Origin of the sequence: Streptomyces sp. NPDC049970, from assembly GCF_040660235.1 — a bacterium.
In the GTDB taxonomy this organism is placed as follows: Bacteria; Actinomycetota; Actinomycetes; order Streptomycetales; family Streptomycetaceae; genus Streptomyces.
Genome location: NZ_JBFALP010000030.1, coordinates 18,673 through 36,680 on the forward strand (window position 1 = coordinate 18,673; position 18,008 = coordinate 36,680).

Annotated in this window: 17 protein-coding genes; 8 read left to right on the forward strand and 9 right to left on the reverse strand. The window is 72.1% G+C overall.

The window, feature by feature from the left end; translation table 11 throughout:
• Positions 1-11 precede the first annotated feature (11 nt).
• From AB0I83_RS30370 to AB0I83_RS30380, 3 genes are all read right to left on the reverse strand, one after another.
• On the reverse strand, positions 12-1,052 hold the full coding sequence (locus tag AB0I83_RS30370) for an NAD(P)-dependent alcohol dehydrogenase (protein WP_356844304.1): 1,041 nt from the start codon (positions 1,050-1,052) through the stop codon (positions 12-14).
• A gap of 63 nt (positions 1,053-1,115) precedes the next feature.
• Positions 1,116-1,892 (reverse strand): SDR family NAD(P)-dependent oxidoreductase, encoded by a 777-nt coding sequence (locus tag AB0I83_RS30375; RefSeq protein ID WP_363306918.1) that lies wholly within the window; start codon positions 1,890-1,892, stop codon positions 1,116-1,118.
• A complete protein-coding gene (locus AB0I83_RS30380; protein WP_363306919.1) occupies positions 1,889-2,554 on the reverse strand; it encodes a TetR family transcriptional regulator in 666 nt (221 codons plus the stop codon). Before AB0I83_RS30380 ends, AB0I83_RS30375 begins: the two co-directional genes overlap by 4 nt.
• A 114-nt stretch (positions 2,555-2,668) precedes the next feature.
• Between AB0I83_RS30380 and AB0I83_RS30385 the strand changes: the two genes are divergently transcribed.
• A complete protein-coding gene (locus tag AB0I83_RS30385) occupies positions 2,669-3,340 on the forward strand; it encodes a VOC family protein (protein WP_356537942.1) in 672 nt (223 codons plus the stop codon).
• Between the two features lie 168 nt (positions 3,341-3,508).
• Here the strand turns inward: AB0I83_RS30385 and AB0I83_RS30390 are convergent, their stop codons facing one another.
• Complete coding sequence (locus AB0I83_RS30390; RefSeq protein ID WP_363306920.1) at positions 3,509-5,662, reverse strand: MMPL family transporter; 2,154 nt, start codon at positions 5,660-5,662, stop codon at positions 3,509-3,511.
• A gap of 95 nt (positions 5,663-5,757) precedes the next feature.
• Entirely contained in the window at positions 5,758-6,252 is a 495-nt protein-coding gene (locus AB0I83_RS30395; protein WP_363306921.1) for a helix-turn-helix domain-containing protein, read from the reverse strand.
• Between the two features lie 211 nt (positions 6,253-6,463).
• On the opposite strand from AB0I83_RS30395, the gene AB0I83_RS30400 reads away from it, so the two are divergent.
• From AB0I83_RS30400 to AB0I83_RS30415, 4 genes are all read left to right on the forward strand, one after another.
• Positions 6,464-7,462 (forward strand): sporulation protein, encoded by a 999-nt coding sequence (locus tag AB0I83_RS30400; protein ID WP_363306922.1) that lies wholly within the window; start codon positions 6,464-6,466, stop codon positions 7,460-7,462.
• Positions 7,463-7,593: 131 nt separating this feature from the next.
• Positions 7,594-7,833, forward strand: coding sequence for a Sec-independent protein translocase subunit TatA (gene tatA, locus AB0I83_RS30405; protein ID WP_356538121.1), 240 nt, complete (start codon positions 7,594-7,596; stop codon positions 7,831-7,833).
• Positions 7,834-8,011: 178 nt separating this feature from the next.
• Complete coding sequence (locus AB0I83_RS30410; protein WP_363306923.1) at positions 8,012-9,523, forward strand: SDR family oxidoreductase; 1,512 nt, start codon at positions 8,012-8,014, stop codon at positions 9,521-9,523.
• Positions 9,520-10,902, forward strand: coding sequence for a deoxyribodipyrimidine photo-lyase (locus AB0I83_RS30415; RefSeq protein ID WP_363306924.1), 1,383 nt, complete (start codon positions 9,520-9,522; stop codon positions 10,900-10,902). The genes AB0I83_RS30410 and AB0I83_RS30415 overlap by 4 nt, the downstream gene beginning before the upstream one ends.
• Positions 10,903-10,923: 21 nt before the next feature.
• Here the strand turns inward: AB0I83_RS30415 and AB0I83_RS30420 are convergent, their stop codons facing one another.
• A complete protein-coding gene (locus AB0I83_RS30420; RefSeq protein ID WP_356538115.1) occupies positions 10,924-11,766 on the reverse strand; it encodes a DUF1206 domain-containing protein in 843 nt (280 codons plus the stop codon).
• 97 nt (positions 11,767-11,863) lie between these two features.
• Complete coding sequence (locus AB0I83_RS30425; RefSeq protein WP_363306925.1) at positions 11,864-12,400, reverse strand: DoxX family membrane protein; 537 nt, start codon at positions 12,398-12,400, stop codon at positions 11,864-11,866.
• A 200-nt stretch (positions 12,401-12,600) separates the two neighbouring features.
• Between AB0I83_RS30425 and AB0I83_RS30430 the strand changes: the two genes are divergently transcribed.
• Together AB0I83_RS30430 and AB0I83_RS30435 are read left to right on the forward strand one after the other, a co-directional pair.
• Entirely contained in the window at positions 12,601-14,616 is a 2,016-nt protein-coding gene (locus tag AB0I83_RS30430; protein WP_363306931.1) for an NADPH-dependent 2,4-dienoyl-CoA reductase, read from the forward strand.
• 34 nt (positions 14,617-14,650) lie between these two features.
• On the forward strand, positions 14,651-15,256 hold the full coding sequence (locus AB0I83_RS30435) for a PadR family transcriptional regulator (protein ID WP_363306926.1): 606 nt from the start codon (positions 14,651-14,653) through the stop codon (positions 15,254-15,256).
• Positions 15,257-15,270: 14 nt separating this feature from the next.
• On the opposite strand, the gene AB0I83_RS30440 is transcribed toward AB0I83_RS30435, so the two are convergent.
• Together AB0I83_RS30440 and AB0I83_RS30445 are read right to left on the reverse strand one after the other, a co-directional pair.
• On the reverse strand, positions 15,271-16,239 hold the full coding sequence (locus AB0I83_RS30440; RefSeq protein ID WP_363306927.1) for a hypothetical protein: 969 nt from the start codon (positions 16,237-16,239) through the stop codon (positions 15,271-15,273).
• Positions 16,236-17,051: a phosphatase PAP2 family protein gene (locus AB0I83_RS30445; RefSeq protein ID WP_363306928.1), complete on the reverse strand. Its 816-nt coding sequence runs from the start codon at positions 17,049-17,051 to the stop codon at positions 16,236-16,238. The genes AB0I83_RS30440 and AB0I83_RS30445 overlap by 4 nt, the downstream gene beginning before the upstream one ends.
• 162 nt (positions 17,052-17,213) lie before the next feature.
• Between AB0I83_RS30445 and AB0I83_RS30450 the strand changes: the two genes are divergently transcribed.
• Positions 17,214-17,861 (forward strand): TetR/AcrR family transcriptional regulator, encoded by a 648-nt coding sequence (locus AB0I83_RS30450; RefSeq protein WP_363306929.1) that lies wholly within the window; start codon positions 17,214-17,216, stop codon positions 17,859-17,861.
• Positions 17,862-18,008 lie beyond the last annotated feature (147 nt).

The window sequence follows — 18,008 nt, forward strand, 5'->3', positions numbered from 1 at the left end:
TCGGCCCGCGGTCAGCCGTTGGGCAGGATCACCGCGCGTCCGTTGACCTTGCCCGCGTGCAGCCGCTCGTAGGCGAGCGGGGCCTCGTCGATGGAGTACGTCTCGACGTGTACGTCGACCGAGCCGGCGTGGGCGAGTTCGATCACCTCGGCGAGTTCCCCGCGCGAACCCCAGTACGGCGCGGTGACCGACGTGGCGAACGGCAGGACACCGAATCCGACCGGCAGCAGACCGCCGCCGATCCCGACGATGGTGACGTCGCTGTCGACGGAGGCGACCGCGCCCGCCGTCCTCACGGTCGGCTCGGCGCCGACGAAGTCGAGGACGACCTTGGCACCGGTGCCGCCGGTGAGTTCGCGGACCTTGGCGGCGGCGTTCTCGTCGGAGAGCACGGCTTCGTGGGCGCCGACCTTCCGGGCGAGTGCCAGCTTCTCCTCGGTGACGTCGAGGGCGATGACACGCACCGCGGTCATGGCACGCAGCAGTTGGATGGCGACGTGCCCGAGACCGCCGGTACCGATGACCACGGCGGTCGCACCGGGCAGCAGCTTAGGCAGCGAACGCTTGATGGCGTGGTACGGGGTGAGACCCGCGTCGGTCAGCGAGACCGTCTTGACCGGGTCGAGGTCCCCGATCGGTGTCAGGTGACGGGCGTCGTCGACGATCATGTACTCGGCCATGGCCCCCGGGCTGCCGAGTCCCGGCGGGTTGATGCCGAGGTCCGCGGCGCGCAGGCAGTAGTTCTCCCGGCCCTCCGCGCAGTTCACGCAGGTGCCGCAGCCCCATGGGCCGTAGACGGCGACCGCGTCGCCGACCGCCACGCCCTCGGCGCCCTCACCGAGCGCGGCGACGGTTCCGACGCCCTCGTGGCCGAGCGTCAGTGGCAGTTCGTAGGGGAAGCCCTCGGCGGGCCAGCTCATCACGGCGATGTCGGAGTGGCAGACACCCGCGGCGCTGACCTTCAGCAGGATCTGGCCCGGTCCGGCCACGGGCTCGGGGATCTCGACGACCTCGGGGGCGGCGCCGACGGTGCGGTACTGGACGGCCTTCATGACTCTCCTTCGTTCTCGGTGTTTCCTTTGTGACCCCCGTGATCCCGATGCGCCACTCGGGGCTCAGGAGGCGGAGTAGCCGCCGTCCACGAGGTGGTAGCTGCCGTGGATGAAGGAGGCGCGGTCGGAGAGCAGGAAGGCGGTGAGCTCGGCGACCTCCTCCGAACTGCCGAGGCGCCCGGCCGGGTGCAGGGAGACGAGGTGGTCGCGGGCCGGCCCGTCGGTGTCGCGCAGCAGGGGCGTGTCGATGAATCCCGGGCCGACGGCGTTGATGCGTACGTTCCGGGCCGCGTACTCGAGCGCCGCGGTCTTGGTGAGGCCGACGACACCGTGCTTGGCGGCCGCGTACGCCGGGGAGTTCGCGAAGCCGTTGGTGCCGAGGATGGACGACATGTTGACGACGGCCCCGCCTCCCGAGGCCAGGATGGCGGGGATCTCGTAGCGCATCGAGTAGAAGACGCCGCTGAGGTTGGTGGCGACGACCCTGTTCCAGTCCTCGATCCCGTAGGAGCCGGTGGGCTGCGCGGGACCGCCGATGCCCGCGTTGTTCACGGCGAGGTGCAGGGCGCCGAAGGAATCCACGGCGAACCGCACACCGGCCTCGACGGAGGCGGGGTCGGTGACGTCGAGGACGACGGCGGCCGCGCGGGCACCGGTGGCCCGGAGTTCGTCGGCGGCCTTGTGCGCGCTGCGCTCGTCGTGGTCGGCGACCACGACGGTCGCACCGCCCGCGGCGAGCCGCCGGGAGAGGGCGAGGCCGATGCCTGAGGCGCCGCCGGTGACGAGGGCGGTCCTGCCGCTGAACTCCGCCTCGTAGGCGGTGGGGAGACTGGTGTTCATGATGCGCTTCCTTGCGTGGTGCTGTGGGGCGCCGACCCGTGCTGCCGGGGTTCCAGCAGGTTCGCGGAGAGGGCGTCGAAGGCATGGACGAATTCGGGAAGGGCGGCCGGCCGGCCGCCCCGGACCCATGCCGCCTGAGCCGCGAGGAGCGCTCCGGCCCCCGCGGCGACGGCCACGGCGGGACGGAGGTCCTGCCGCGGGTCGACGTCGAGCCGTTCCGCGAGAACCGTGACCGACTCCTCCTGGGCGTCCACCCGGATGTGGTGGTAGGCGGCGTAGAGGGTCGGTTCCTCCTCGGCCATGACCAGCAGGTCGAAGATGCGGGGCCGCAGGTACCAGGGGTCGCCCTCGGGTTCGTCGAGCCAGTCGAGGACGGCCCGGCGATAGGCGGTGAGCGGTGGCTCGGCCGGCGGACGCGCGCGGAGCGCCCGGTTGATGCGGTCGCCGTCACCCCGCACCGCGTCGAGGACTGCGGCCTCCTTGCTCGGGAAGTACCGGCTGAAGGTGCGCCGGTCGACGTCGGCCGCTTCCGCGATCTCCTCGACCGTCACGCTCCGCAGGCCGCGCTCGATGACCAGATCGAGGGCGCACCGGGCAAGCGCGTCCCGGGTCCTGCGCGCCTTGCGGCCGCGCCGGTCCGGTCCGTTCCCTGTCGCGTTCATAGTTGCACTCTACACCTTAAAATGTCCCACTGGGACATCTGTCCCGACGGGACACAACACGTGGTCCGCGGGCTCCGCTGGAAGGGGGCAGCCGCGCCTGGGAGCATCGAGGACATGGACCCTGTCAGCACACCCGAGATCCTCGCGAGGACAGCCCGCGACCTCAGCGACTGGCGCAAGCTCACCCAGCCTCTCGCCGCCCGCTACCGCGCGGACGACGACGTGGCGGGTGCGGCGTTCGTGGCGGCGGTCGCCCAGGCGGCGGCCGCCGCCGGCCACGCCGTGCCGGAGATCAGACTGGGGGGAGGGCTCGTGGACGTGTCGCTGTTCAGCGTGGACGGCTCGGGCGGCCGGTGGGTGACCGACAAGGATCTCGAGGTCGCCGCCGTCATCAGCGGGATCGCCCGCTCCTTCGAACTGACAGCCCTGCCAGGCGAGGTGACGCAGTTGGAACTCGCCCTCGACACCACCGACCAGGCGGTGGTCGGGCCGTTCTGGGCGGCGCTGCTCACCGGGAACGCGGACCACGTGGCCCACGACACGGTCTTCGACCCGTCGGACCGTGTCCCGAGCGTCTGGTTCCAGCCGACCGACGCGCACGAAACTCCGCGCCAGCGCTGGCACATGGACCTGTGGCTGGCTCCCGAGGTGGCCGACGGACGAATCGCGTCGGCCGTCGCCGCAGGGGGCACACTCGTCGACGGCTCACAGGCTCCGGCGTTCACGGTGCTCGCCGACCCCGAGGGCAACAAGGTCTGCGTCTGCACCGCCGTCGGGCGCGACTGAGGGCCTTCCCGGATCACGGGACATCCCTCGGACCGTCACCACGGCCGTCGGCAGCGGGTGTTGCCGCCGCCGCCCGACACCGGGCGGCGCACGTCGGCGTCCCGCCCCCACCGGGGACGGGACGCCGACAGCGCTTCGGACCTGGCCGGCACAGGACCAGGGCCCCGGCTAAGACAGGGCTTCCACCCCGCCCGACGACTCCTTGTCCTTGTGGTTGTGCTTGTCCCCTTCTTCCCGGCTCAGCGCGCCGGGCCACCAGGCCGTACGTCCGATGTCCCTGACCAGGGCCGGCACCAGGAGTGAGCGCACGACCAGGGTGTCGAGCAGGACTCCGAAGGCCACGATGAAGGCGATCTGGACCAGGAACGCGAGCGGGATGACGCCCAGGGCCGCGAAGGTCGCCGCCAGGACGACACCGGCCGAGGTGATGACCCCGCCCGTGGTCGTGAGGCCCCTCAGCACGCCCTGCCGGGTGCCGTGGATCAGGGACTCCTCGCGGACCCTGGACATCAGGAAGATGTTGTAGTCGACGCCGAGCGCGACCAGGAACACGAATCCGTAGAGCGGTACGGAGGAATCGGTACCGCTGAATCCGAAGACGTGCCGGAACACCAGTGACGAGATGCCCAGGGTGGCCAGGAAGTTGAGCGCGACGGTCGCGACCAGCAGCAGCGGCATCAGCAGGGACCGCAGCAGTCCGATCAGGATGACGAGGATGATGACCAGCACGACCGGCACGATGATGTTCCGGTCGTGTTCGGCGGTCTTCTGGGTGTCGTACTGCTGCGCCGTGTAACCGCCGACCAGCGCCTCGGCTCCGGGCACCGCGTGGACCGCTTCGCGGAGCCGCGTGACCGTCTCCTTGGCGGCGTCGCTGTCCGCGGCGTCAGCCAGGGTCGCGTCGATGCGCACGCGGCCGTCCACGACGAGCGGTTCGCCACTGCCCGGACGCCCGGAGGCCGTCACGGCCGCGACGCCCGCGACACCGGGGACCTCACGGGCGGCGTCGAGCACCTGCCGCGACCGGTCCGAGTCGGCGATGACGACGGCGGGGTTGCCCGAGCCGCCGGGGAAGTGCCGGCTCAGGGTCTCCTGCGCAGAGACGGAGGGCGCGTCGTTGACGAAGATCTCCTCCAGGGGCACGCCCTTGGAGTTCAGTGTCGGCATGAACGCCGCACAGGCGAGCAGGCCCACCAGGGTGATCGCCCACACCTTGCGGGGAGAGCGGTCGACCAGTGCCGCGATCCTCGACCAGATTCCCTTCGAACCGGAGTCGGCCTCGGACTCCCCCTTCTTCGGCCCGGACGGCCAGTACGCGGCCCGGCCGAGCAGGACCAGGACGGCGGGCAGGAAGGTGAGCGCACTCAGGACGGAACACACGATGCCGATGGCGCCCACGGGTCCGAGCGCACGGTTGTTGGTGAGGTCGCTGAGCAGGAGGGCGAGCAGGCCGAGGGCCACGGTCGCCGCGCTGGCCGTGATCGGCCCGGCAGACTCACGGAGTGCGGCGCGCATCGCGGTCCACCGGTCGGGCCGGCGTCCCAACTCCTCACGGAACCGCGCGGTGAGCAGCAGCGCGTAGTCGGTGGCGGCGCCGATGACCAGGATCGACAGGATGCCCTGGACCTGCCCGTCGACCCGGACCACGTCGTGATCCGCGAGTACGTAGACGATCGCGCAGGCCACGCCGAGCGAGAAGACCGCGCCGATGATGATGATCAGGGGCAGCAGCACGCTCCGGTAGACCAGGAGCAGGATGACCAGCACGGTCACCAGGGCGACGCCGAGCAACAGCCCGTCGATGCCCGCGAAGGCGTCCGACAGGTCGGCCTGGGAGGCCGCGGGGCCCGCCAGTTGGGCCACTGTCCCGGGGACCCGGTCGGCGGCGTCCCGGATGGCGGCGAGCGCGTCCGGCAGTTCGTCGCCGAGGTCCGGCCTCAGCTGGACGACGCCTTCCAGCGCTTTGCCGTCCTTGGACGGCAAAGCGGGTGTCACCTTGCCGACGACCCCGGGGCCGCCCTCCACGGAGGCGAGGGCGGCGGTCGCCGCTTCCCGCTCCTCCGCTCCGAGCCGCCCGCCGTCCTTGTCGGACGTCCAGACGACGACGGCGGGGACGGTCTCCTGCTTGCTGAACGCCTTCTGGTCGGCGACGACCTGGGTGGATTCAGCACTCTGCGGCAGGAACGCCGCCTGGTCGTTGGTGGCTACCTCTCCGAGCTTTCCGGCGTACGAGCCGAACGCGCCCCCGACGACCAGCCAGCCGAGGACGAGCAACACGGGGAGAACAATCAGCCGGCGGACCGGCCTCGATGCGGTGGACATGGCACTCCAGGATCGGCCGCGATCTCTTAATCATGATGTATCTCAATGATTGAGATTACACGCCGTGGCCGACGCTTTCGCACCGCGTACCCCGTTCAGCCCCGGGGAACCTGCATGCGGGCGAGTTCCCCGTTCATCCGGCCGAGGAAACGGAGCGCCGCCTCGAGCTCCTGCGGTTCGGACGCGGAGCGCGCACCGGCAGCCGCCTCGGCCAGGGGCATGAAGAACGACCGCGCGGCCGCCTTGGCCCCGGACAGGTAGTACAGGTGCACGACACGGCGATCGGCGCTCTCCCGCGCGCGCCTGATGTGACCGGCGCGCTCCAGCCTGTCCAGGCACGCCGTCACCGCGCCGGAAGTCAGCCCGAGGTGCTCGCGCAACCGGCCGGGGGTCAGAGGCTCGTCGGCGTCGAGGATCGCACCGAGCGCCTGCACATCGGTGGCGTGCAGACCCTGCGCGTGCGCGAAGGCGTGGGCCAGACGGTTGATCTCGCCGTTCATCCGGCGCAGCTCCACGGCGAGGGCCTGGAGCTCCGACACCCCGGTCGCCTGCGAGCGCGAGCCGTCGCGAGGGTCGTCTGCACTGTCCACCGCCCCATACTAAGGGCCGCCCCCGAACCCCTGCCGGACCAGGGACTACGGGACACCCGCCCGTCGGCCGCGTACGACGAGTTCCGGACTTCCTGGGGGCGGCATACGCGGACAGCTCCTTCCGGGCACACCCGCCCCCTATGCTTCTACAGTTGTGTAGAAACGCGGCTGAAAGCGTTCTCCGCGTACGGAAGAAGGAGTGAACGCCACGATGGTGTTCAAGAAGCTGCTCGGCTCACTCGGCGTGGGCGGCCCGACCGTGGACACGACCCTGCCCCAGGGGGCCGCCGCACCGGGCGGCAGCCTGGACGGCGAGGTCCGGCTGCGGGGCGGGTCCGCCGATTCCAGGATCGAGCACATCACACTGGAGCTCGTCGCCCGCGTCGAGGCGGAACACGAGGAGGGCGAGTCCGAAGGCGGCGTCGTCTTCGCCCGCTTCACCGTCGCCGACGGCTTCGTCCTCCACCAGGACGAGGAACTCGGCATCCCGTTCAGCGTGGCACTCCCCTGGGAGACCCCCGTGACCGAGCTGCACGGCCAGGACCTCGGAATCGTCCTCGGTGTACGCACGGAGCTCTCCGTGGCGGGCGCCAGGGACAAGGGGGACCTGGACCGGCTCGCGGTGAGGCCGCTGCCCGCCCAGGAAGCGGTGCTCGAAGCACTCGGGCAGTTGGGCTTCGGCTTCAGGTCCGCCGACCTGGAGCTCGGACACATCCACGGCACCGGGCAGCAACTGCCCTTCTACCAGGAGATCGAGCTCTCGCCCTCGGCGCGGTACGCCGACCGGATCGGCGAGATCGAGGTGACCTTCCTGGCCGGATCCGACGGAATCGAGGTCGTACTGGAGGCGGACAGTCGGGGCGGACACCTCTCGGAGGGCGGCGACAGCCTCAGCCGGTTCACCGTCGGCCACCACGAGGCGGGGGGCCGCGACTGGGTCACCGAGATGGACGGCCGGATCCGGGCGCTGGCCGATGCCCGCACACCGCACGACGCCCATGCCGCGTACGGGTACGCACACGGGCACACCGGCGGACAGGAGCACCACCGGTCGGGCCCGGGGATGGGCACCGTGGTCGCCGCCGGTGCGGCCGGCGTCGCCGTCGGCGTCGTGGGCGGACTCGTGGCCGCCGAAGTCGTCGACGAGGTGGGCGACTTCTTCGAGGGCGAGGAGAGCGACGAGGGGGAAGAGGGCGGCGAGGAAGGCTGAGCCGCCGGACACGGCGGGCACTGCCGCAGCCCTCTACAGTGCTGTAGATTTGGCGCGCTCCGGGCTGTCCCGGTCCGCCTCCGGAGCGGCCCGGAGCGCGCCCCCCATCGATCAGGAAGCAGAGAGCCGCCATGTTCGGAATAAGCGAGATCGCGATCTTCCTCGTCCTCGTCGTCCTGATCTTCGGTGCCAGGAAGCTGCCCGACCTCGCCCGCTCCCTGGGCAAGTCGGCTCGGATCCTCAAGAGCGAGGCACGGGCCCTGAAGTCGGACGGCTCCTCCCCCGCCGCACCGGATGACTCCCGGGCCGGCGACGCGGACGGCCCGCGGGTCATCCGCGGTACGGCGACCGAGAAGCCCGGCCCCGGCTGACAGGTACGGCCGGCCCCGGCTCCGTGGTCCGTGCCCGACTGCGCCCAAGTCCACCCGCACTGGTGTCCGCCCCACCACCCCTAGGGTGGGCTTCGGCGTGTTGGAACGGCTCCGACAAGCGGAATCTCCCGTACGGGGACACGGTGGACGCAGGAGAAACGAGCCGGAGCGAGGGGTCATGGAGAGCAAGGACGACAGCGGCGACGCGCTGCGGTGCCTGGTGACAGGCGCGTCGGGATACATCGGGGGCCGGCTCGTGCCCGAGCTCCTGGAAGCCGGTCACCGGGTGCGCTGCCTGGCGCGCAGCCCGGAGAAGCTCCGTGACTACCCCTGGGCCGGCCAGGCCGAGGTGGTCAAGGGGGACGTGACCGACGCGGACTCCGTCGCCGACGCCATGCGGGACATCGACGTCGCCTACTACCTGGTGCACGCGCTGGCCGGCGGCCCGGGCTTCGAGAAGACCGACCGCGAGGCGGCCCGGATCTTCGGCGAACAGGCACGCGCCGCGGGTGTCCGGCGCATCATCTACCTGGGCGGGCTCACCCCGGACGACGTCCCCGCCCGTGAGTTGTCACCGCATCTGCGCTCGCGCGCCGAGGTCGGGCACATCCTGCTGGAGTCGGGGGTGCCCACGACCGTGCTGCGCGCCGCGGTCATCATCGGTTCGGGTTCGGCGTCGTTCGAGATGCTCCGCTACCTCACCGAGCGGCTGCCGGTCATGGTCACGCCCAGCTGGGTGTCGACCCGGATCCAGCCGATCGGGGTGCGCGACGTCCTGCGCTACCTCGTGGGCAGCGCCCACATGCCCCCCGACGTGAACCGCGCCTTCGACGTCGGAGGACCCGACATCCTCACGTACCGTCACATGATGGAGCAGTACGCACGGGTGGCAGGCCTGCGCCGGGTCATCCTGCCCGTGCCGATGCTCAGCCCGGGCCTGTCCAGCATCTGGATCGGGATGGTGACCCCGGTACCCCGCAACCTCGCCCGCCCGCTCGCCGAGTCACTGCGGTACGAGGTGGTGTGCGACGAACACGACATCGCCCGGTACGTCCCGGACGGCCCCGGGCAGCCGTTCTCCTTCGACACGGCCCTCTCCCTGGCTCTGAACCGGGTCCGCGAGGCGAACGTGACCACCCGGTGGTCCTCGGCCTCGACGCCGGGCATTCCCAGCGATCCGCTGCCCACCGACCCGGACTGGGCGGGCGGCAGTCTGTACACGGACGTGCGCGAGCTCGACGTGGACGCCTCGCCCGAGGCCCTGTGGCGGGTCGTCGAGGGGATCGGCGGGGTGAACGGCTGGTACTCGTTCCCGCTGGCCTGGGCGGTCAGGGGGTGGCTGGACCGGCTGGTGGGCGGTGTGGGGCTGCGCCGCGGCAGGCGCGACGCCCAACGGCTGAGGGTCGGGGACTCGCTGGACTTCTGGCGGGTCGAGGAGATCGAACCGGGGCGCCTGCTCCGGCTCCGCGCCGAGATGCGGCTGCCCGGCCTGGCCTGGCTGGAGATGTACGCGGAGACGGGTGAGGACGGCCGGTCGCGCTACCGGCAGCGGGCGGTCTTCCACCCGCTCGGCCTGCTCGGCCACGCGTACTGGTGGAGCGTGTCGCCGTTCCACGCGGTGGTCTTCGGCGGCATGGCCCGCAACATCGCCCGCGCCGCGGCCCAGGGGAAGCCTGGTGGTCCCGCATGAGCGTCGCGGTCGTACTCTTCACCTCCGACCTGCGGCTCCACGACCATCCTCCGCTGCGTGCCGCACTCGCCTGCGCCGACGAGGTGGTGCCGTTGTTCGTCGTGGACGAGGCCGTGGAGGCAGCAGGGTTCGGCGCCCCGAACCGCCGTGCCTTCCTGGCCGACTGCCTCCGGGACCTGGACGCGGGACTCCGCGAGCGCGGCGGACACCTCGTCGTACGCAAGGGTGATGTGGCCGACGAGGTCGGCCGGATCGTGACGGGAACCGGTGCGGGCGAGGTCCATATGGCGGCGGGTGTCAGCGACTTCGCCCAGCGCCGCGAGGAGCGGCTGCGCGCGGCCCTCGCGTCGATCGGCTGCCGGCTGCGGGTGCACGACGCGGTGGTCACGGCGGTCGCGCCCGGTGCCGTGGTCCCCTCGGGCTCCGGGAAGGACCACTTCGCCGTGTTCACGCCCTACTTCCGCCGGTGGTCGGCCGAGGGACTGCGTGAACCGTTCAGGGCGCCGCGCGCCGTGCGGGTGCCGGAGGAGGGCGCGGACTCCGCCGCGCTCCCGTCGAGGGCCGCGGTCACCGGGACTTCCCCGGGGCTGGCCGAGGGCGGGGAGGCGGAGGGCCGCAGGCGTCTCGCCTCGTGGCGTCGGGGCGGTATCGCCTCCTACGAGGAGCTCCACGACGACCTCGCGGGTGACGCGACCTCACGGCTCTCGCCCCATCTGCACTTCGGCACGCTGTCCCCCGTCGAGCTGGTCCACCGGGCCCGTACCGCCGGCGGGCCGGGCGCGGACGCGTTCGTGCGGCAGCTGTGCTGGCGGGACTTCCACCATCAGGTGCTCGCCGCCCGTCCGGCCGCTTCCCGCTCCGACTACCGTCCGCGGCAGGACAATTGGCGCACCGGCGGGGCGGCCGAGGACGAGACGGCCGCCTGGCGGGAGGGCCGCACGGGTTACCCGGTCGTGGACGCGGCCATGCGCCAACTGCTCCACGAGGGCTGGATGCACAACCGGGGCCGACTGCTGACCGCGAGTTTCCTCGCCAAGACCCTGTACGTGGACTGGCGGACCGGTGCGCGTCACTTCCTGGCGCTGCTCGTCGACGGGGACGTGGCCAACAACCAGCTCAACTGGCAGTGGGTGGCGGGTACCGGCACGGACAGCCGGCCCAACCGGGTGCTGAACCCCGTGACCCAGGCCAGGCGCTACGACCCTGACGGCGCGTACGTACGCCGCTGGGTGCCTGAGTTGGCCGGGATCTCCGGGTCCGCCCTGCACGAGCCGTGGAGACTGTCTGCGCAGGAGCGCGCCCGCTACGACTATCCGGAGCCGGTGGTCGGGCTGCCGGAGGGGCTGGCCCGCTTCAAGGAGGCACGGGGCCTCGACTGACGGGCCGTGGCCGCCCTCCGGTCAGACCTTGCGCCAGCGGGCGTTGGCCCAGGAGAAGAGGCCGAAGGCGGCCAGACCGAGTGCGACGAGGACGAGCAGCCACGGGCCTACGGGCGTCTCGGTGAACGAGCGCAGCGTGTCGTCCATGCCCTTGGCGCGGCCCGGCTCGTGCTGGACCGCGGCCGCTATGGCGAATCCGCCCGCCGTCGCGAAGACGGCGCCCCGGACGGTGCCGCCGAAGACGCCGACGACGTCGACGGCCTGACGGGTCCGCTTCGACATCTCGGACATCTTCAGGTGCTTGTGGTACTTGCGCGCGATGGCGCGGTAGGCGATCCAGAGACCCGCGCCCGCCACCGCGGCGCCGCCGATGCCCACGATCCACTGTCCGCCGGTCCATTCGAGGGCACGTGCCGTGACGTCGTTGGTCTGGCGGTCGCTCGATCCGCTGCCGCTGCCCTTGTCGCCGGCGGCGTAGGAGAGGACGGAGTACGACACGAAGGCGTAGAAGACGAAGCGTCCGGCCGCCATGGCGCGCTTGGTGGGCTTGTCGCCGTCGGGGCCCGCCTGTCCGAAGAGCGCTTCGGAAAGCCGCCACAGAGCCATCCCCGCGAGTGCCAGACCGAGCGCCCAGAGCAGGACGCTGCCGAAGGGCTTCTCGGCTATCTCCGCGATGGCGCCACCGCGGTCGGCCTGCTTCCCGCCTCCGTCCGAGAAGGCGATGCGCAGGGCGAGGGTCCCCACGAGGAGGTAGATCACCCCGCGCGCCACGAACCCGGCGCGGGCTCCCAGGTCCATGGCCCGGCTGCGCGCGGCTCTTCGGGCCTTGCCTTGTGCGTTCATCGACAGTGCGTTCGCATTCATGCACTGCCTGATGCCCCTGAAACGGCGATCAATGCAGTGGGGGGCGAGGGCTGTCCCGCAATCCCTCGCGCGCCCACCGGGGATTACGCGCCGGCCCTCAAGCGCCTTCGTCGGCCGGGTCGCCCTGCGCCGCCTGCGCCTTGGCGCGGCGGCCGACCACGGAGGCGGCCGCGAGGGCGCTGCCCGCGAACGCGAGGGCGACGATCCACGGCTGGTCGAGCACGTGCCGGGTGGCGTGGTCCAGGGAGTAGCGGCCCGCGCCGGTCACGCCGATGGCTGCGGCGACGAAGCCGAGGAACGCCGGGTACTCGTAGCCGCCGCCCATCGCGAAGAAGCCCGCGGGCGCGTGCACGGCGACCGCGCCGGCCATCGTGCCGGCCGCCGCGGCACCCGCCGCGGGGGTCGCGAGGCCGAGAGCCAGCAGGACGCCGCCGCCGGCCTCCCCGACCCCGGCCGCCAGGGCGCTGTGCTTCGGCGGGTGGAAGCCCATGGCCTCCATCGCCGCCGTGGTCCCCTCGATACCCCCGCCGCCGAACCAGCCGCCCAGCTTCTGACTGCCGTGGGCGGCGAGGACGGCTCCCGTCCCGACCCTGAGTACGAGAAGTCCGAGGTCACGCCGGTTGATGCAACTCATGGGTGTCTCCTGTCGACAAGGAGGAGCGGCGGAAGCCGTGTCCATCCACTCTCGTCCGACCGGGCGGCGGGGTCCGGAGGTGTTACTCCATCCGTGGCGCTCCCTTGCGGGAACTGCGACGCATGTCATTGTGCAACTTGTTGCACAATCTCGTTCGGGTGGTCTACAACTGGCTCGACGACACCTGCGAGGAGACCCGGATGAGCCCGTACCCCACCCTGCTGAGCCCGCTCGACCTCGGGTTCACCACGCTCCCCAACCGCGTGCTGATGGGGTCGATGCACATCGGCCTGGAGGAGGTCGAGCACGGTTTCGAGCGCATGGCCGCCTTCTACGCGGCACGCGCCCGGGGCGGGGTGGGCCTGATGGTCACCGGCGGGATCGCGCCCAGCGAGCGGGCGTGTTCCTTCCCTGGCGGGGCGAAGATGACCACCGAGGCGGAGGCGGAACAGCACTCCGAGGTCACCGCGGCGGTGCACGCGGCGGGCGGCCGGATAGCGATGCAGATCCTGCACTTCGGGCGCTACGCGCATCACCCGGACCTGGTGGCGCCGAGCGCGCTCAAGGCCCCGATCAGCGGGTTCACCCCGCACGCGCTGACGGACGACGAGGTCGATGAGACCATCGAGGACTTCGTGCGGGCGGCGGAGCTCGCACGGCGCGCGGGTTACGACGGTGTCGAGGTCATGGGCTCGGAGGGCTACCTGATCAACGAGTTCGTCGTCGCCGCGACCAACCACCGCGAGGACCGCTGGGGCGGCTCGTACGAGAACCGCATCCGCTTCCCCGTCGAGATCGTGCGCCGCGTCCGCGAGCGGGTCGGCCCCGACTTCATCCTGATCTACCGGCTGTCCATGCTCGACCTGGTACCCGGGGGATCCACGCTGGAAGAGGTGGTCAGCCTCGCCCGTGAGATCGAGGCGGCCGGAGCGACCATCATCAACACCGGCATCGGATGGCACGAGGCCCGTATCCCGACCATCGCCACGTCCGTGCCGCGCGGCGCCTTCACGTGGGTGACCGAGAGGGTGCGCGGCGCGGTCTCGGTGCCGCTCGTGACCAGCAACCGCATCAACACCCCCGAACTGGCCGAGGAGGTCCTCGCCTCGGGCAGGGCGGACATGGTGTCCATGGCGCGCCCGTTCCTCGCCGACCCGGACTTCGTCGCGAAGGCGGCCGCAGGCAGGGCCGACGCGATCAACACCTGCATCGGCTGCAACCAGGCGTGCCTGGACCACATCTTCAGCCTGAAGATCACCTCCTGTCTGGTCAACCCGCGCGCCTGCCACGAGACCGAGCTGGTGATCTCCCCGACCCGGGTCCGCAAGCGCGTGGCCGTGGTGGGCGCCGGGCCGGCGGGGCTGGCGTGCGCGGTCACGGCCTCCGAGCGCGGGCACGCGGTGACGCTGTTCGACGCGGCCGACGAGATCGGCGGCCAGCTGAACGTCGCGCGCCGGGTCCCCGGCAAGGAGGAGTTCGACGAGACGCTGCGCTACTTCCGCACCCGGCTCGCCGAGGAGGGGGTAGACCTCCGGCTCGGCACCCGGGCCACGTCCGCCGCGCTCGATGGCTTCGACGAGGTCGTCCTCGCCACCGGGGTCGAGCCCCGCTCCCCCGCGATCCCGGGCGTCGGGCACCCCAGCGTGGTCAGCTACCTGGACGTCCTGCGCGACGGCGCTCCGGTCGGGGACCGGGTCGCGATCGTGGGAGCGGGCGGCATCGGCTTCGACGTCGCCGAGTTCCTGACCGACGGCGGCGACGGGGCGAGCCTGGACCCGGAGGTCTTCTTCCGGCAGTGGGGCGTGGACACCGACTACGCGGACCGTGGCGGGCTTCGGGCCCCGGAGCGTCCGAAGCCGGGGCGCACGGTGCACCTGATCCAGCGCAAGGCCTCCAAGGTCGGGGCCGGGCTGGGCAAGACCACCGGGTGGATCCACCGCACCGAGATGCGTCACCGCGGCGTGACCATGATCGCGGGAGCGTCGTACGACCTGATCGACGACGAGGGCCTGCACCTCACCGTGGACGGGGAGCAGCGCCTGCTGCCGGTCGACACCGTGGTGCTGTGCGCGGGTCAGGAACCGCGCCGTGAGCTGTACGAGGAGCTGCGGGCAGCGGGGCGGCCGGTGCGTCTGATCGGCGGCGCCGACGTGGCGGCCGAACTGGACGCCAAGCGCGCGATCCGTCAGGGCACGGAGGTCGCCGCGGAGCTGTGAGGTCCCGCCGGCGGCCGTCCCTAGGATTCACTCCATGTCACTCCAGCACGCGATCCTCACCGCTCTGCTCGAGAAACCCTCATCGGGGCTCGAGCTGACGCGCAGGTTCGACCGGTCGATCGGCTACTTCTGGCCGTCCACGCACCAGCAGATCTACCGCGAGCTGGGAAGGCTGGAGCGGGCCGGTCACATCCGGGTCCTGCCGGCGGCGCAGCCGGCCCGCGGGCAGAAGAAGGAGTACGAGGTCCTGCCCGCGGGCCGCGAGGAACTGTCGGCCTGGGTCCGGCTGCCCGAGGACCCGCGACCGGTCCGCGATCCACTGCTGCTCAGGACGCGGGCGGCTGCGGTGGTCGGGGCCGGCGGGCTCGCGGGGGAACTGCGCAGGCACCTCGCGCTGCACCTGGAGCGGCTGGCGGAGTACCTGGAGATCGAGAAGCGGGACTTCTCCCCGGAGCGGACGTCGGACGAGGACCGGCTGCGGCACCTGGTGCTGCGCGGCGGGATCGACCTGGAGACCTTCTGGACGGGGTGGCTGAGCCGGGCGGTCGAGGACCTGGACGGTTCCGGCCCGCCGGACGGCCCCTCCGCAGTGCCCGGCGGAGTTCGGCCGCCGTCCGGATCAGGGGACGGGACGGGCTGACGGGCACGTCCCGGTCAGCGGGAACCGCCCCGCGCCCCGGCCGACTCCGCGCGCAGGACGAGGGGTTCGGCGGAGCGCGGCGCGGTGGGCGCCGGGCCCGGGATGACGACTCGTGACGGCGAGCTCGGTACGGCCGGCACCGGGGCGGCCTCGGACGGGCTCGCTGCCTGGGCGCGGCTGAGCAGGATCACGCCCCGCACGGCGGCGAGGGCGCCGACGAGCGCCGGGACGAGCCCGGCGAGCCCGCCCTGGAGTCGTTCGCCGAGGAGGACCAGACCGATCGCGGCGGCGGCCACCGGGTTGGCGAGTGTGACCACGGCCAGCGGGGCGCCGAGGCCGCCCCGGTAGGCGGTCTGGGAGAGCAGCAGCCCGCCCAGGGCGAAGAAGGAGACGAGCAGCGCCACACTCACCAGCCGCCAGCTGAGCAACGGGCCCGAGTGGTCGGTGGCCGCGACGGTCAGGGTCTGGGTGAGGGCGGAGGCCACGCCGGAGGTGATGCCCGACGCGGCCGCGTGCCTCAGGCCCGGCTTGGTCCCGGGGCGACTGAGCGCGGCGACGAGTGCCATGGTCACGGCGCCCACGCCCATGGCCTCGGGAAGGCTGAGGGTGTCGTGCGGCGCGGCGCCGCCGGCGGCCAGCAGCAGTGCCGCGAGGCCGAGGAGGGTCAGGAGGGTGCCGCGCCATTCCGTGCGGCTGACCCGGCGGCCGGCCGCGTGGGCGCCGAGCGGGACGGCGGCGACGAGCGTGAGCGCGCCGAGCGGCTGGACGAGTGTGAGGGGCCCGTACTTCAGCGCGGCGACGTGCAGCAGCGCCCCGCCCGCGTTGAGGCCGACCGCCGACCACCAGGCGCCACGGCCCAGCAGGCGCAGTGCCCCGGTGGAGGGTCCGGTACCGGCCGCGAGCCTGGCCTGCGCCACGGCGGCGGACGCGTAGGCCCCGGCCGAGACGAGGGAGAGCAGCACGGCTGCGAGTGTGGCGTTCATCGCCGTACTCCAGGCCGTGCGTAGGCGGCGGGCGCGTAGGCGCGTGCGGGGACGACCGCGGGCCAGGGCTGGTGCGCGGGGAGTGGTGTGCGCGGCAGCCGGAGGGCGGCGAAGGCCACGGCGAGCAGCGCCGAGACCGCGAGCGAGTCGAGCCAGTAGTGGTTGGCGGTGCCCACTATGACGAGCAGCGTGAGCAGTGGGTGCAGCAGCCACAGCAGGCCCCACCGGGAGCGGGTGGCGACGATCAGCCCCACGGCGACCACGAGCGCCCAGCCGAAGTGCAGGGAGGGCATCGCGGCGAACTGGTTGGCCGTGGAGTCGGTCGCGGGGCTGTCGCCGTACACCGTGGGGCCGTAGACCTGACCGGTGTCGACGAGACCCGCCGCGCGCAGCAGGCGCGGCGGAGCGAGCGGGAAGAGGAGGTGCAGCGCGAGCGCGGCGCCGGTGAGCGCGGTCAGGACGCGGCGTGACCAGACGTAGTGGCGGGGCCGGCGCCGGTACAGCCAGACCAGGAAGGCCAGCGTGGCCGGGAAGTGCACGGTCGCGTAGTAGGTGTTGGCCAGCTGGACGAGCGTGTGGCTGTGCAGGAGCAGACCCTGTACGGCTCCCTCGTCGGGGAGGCCGGCGGCCCGCTCGAACTTCCAGACGTGTCCGGCGTTGCGGAAGGCTTCCTCGACACGTCCGTTCGCGGCCTGCCGGCCGAGTTTGTAGACGAGGAAGAGTCCCACGACCAGAAGGAGCTCGCGGACGAGGGGCGGTCGGGCTGAGGTGTCCGGCTCCCGGTCCGCGCGCTCGCTGCGGGTGTGCATCACCCGTGCCCCTTTGCTGACGGTGCGCTGTGATCACGCCGGCATGGCCAGTCCATGCCGTATCGATACGCCAGTGTACCGATACGTCGGCGTATCGGTACACCCGCGTATCGGTACACTGGCGTACCGGGGTCCCCCGCCGCAGAGTCGCAGAGAGGGAAGAAGATGCCGTCGCCCGTTTCCGCACAGGAGCCAGCACCCGCGTCACGCCGGTCGAAGATCACACCGGAGCGGGCACAAGAGCTCTACGCGGCCGTGCTGGACCTGCTCCGGGAGAGCGGTTACGAGGCGCTGACCATGGAGGGCGTGGCCTCGCGCACCCGGTGCGGGAAGTCCACGCTCTACCGCCAGTGGGGGTCGAAGCCCGAACTGGTCGTCGCCGCGCTGCGCTGCACCCGCAGGACGCTGCTCTCGGACATCGACACCGGCAGCCTCAGCGGCGACCTGCACGAGGTCGCGCGGACCGTGGAGGGGGCGTCCGACCAGGACACCGCACTGATGCACGCCCTCGGTCACGCCGCGCTCCAGAATCCGGACCTGCTCGGCGCACTCCGCTCCACCCTGATCGCACCGTCGATCGCCGCGATCGACGCCATGGTGGACCGCGCCGTCCTGCGCGGCGAGATCGAGGCGGGCAACCCAGCCGCGGACTACGTCGCGGCGCAGGTGATCGGCGCCATGCGCGCCAGGTCACTGCTGGAGGGGCGGTACTCGGACGAGGCCTTCCTCACCCGCTTCGTCGAGTGCGCCGTACTCCCCTCACTCGGCCTCCCCGCCTCCCCGCCCACCCCCCGGAGGAGCGAGGCCCGATGAACGTGGGCCGTCGCCCGAGCGGATGACGGCGGCCCACCCGCGCGCCGCACCGTGGGGACGGGGTCGGCGCACGAACGGCCGGCCGGTGGTCTCCGAGGTGCCCGAGGAAGAGATCGTCCAGATCAAGAACGGTGAGCGGAAGAACGT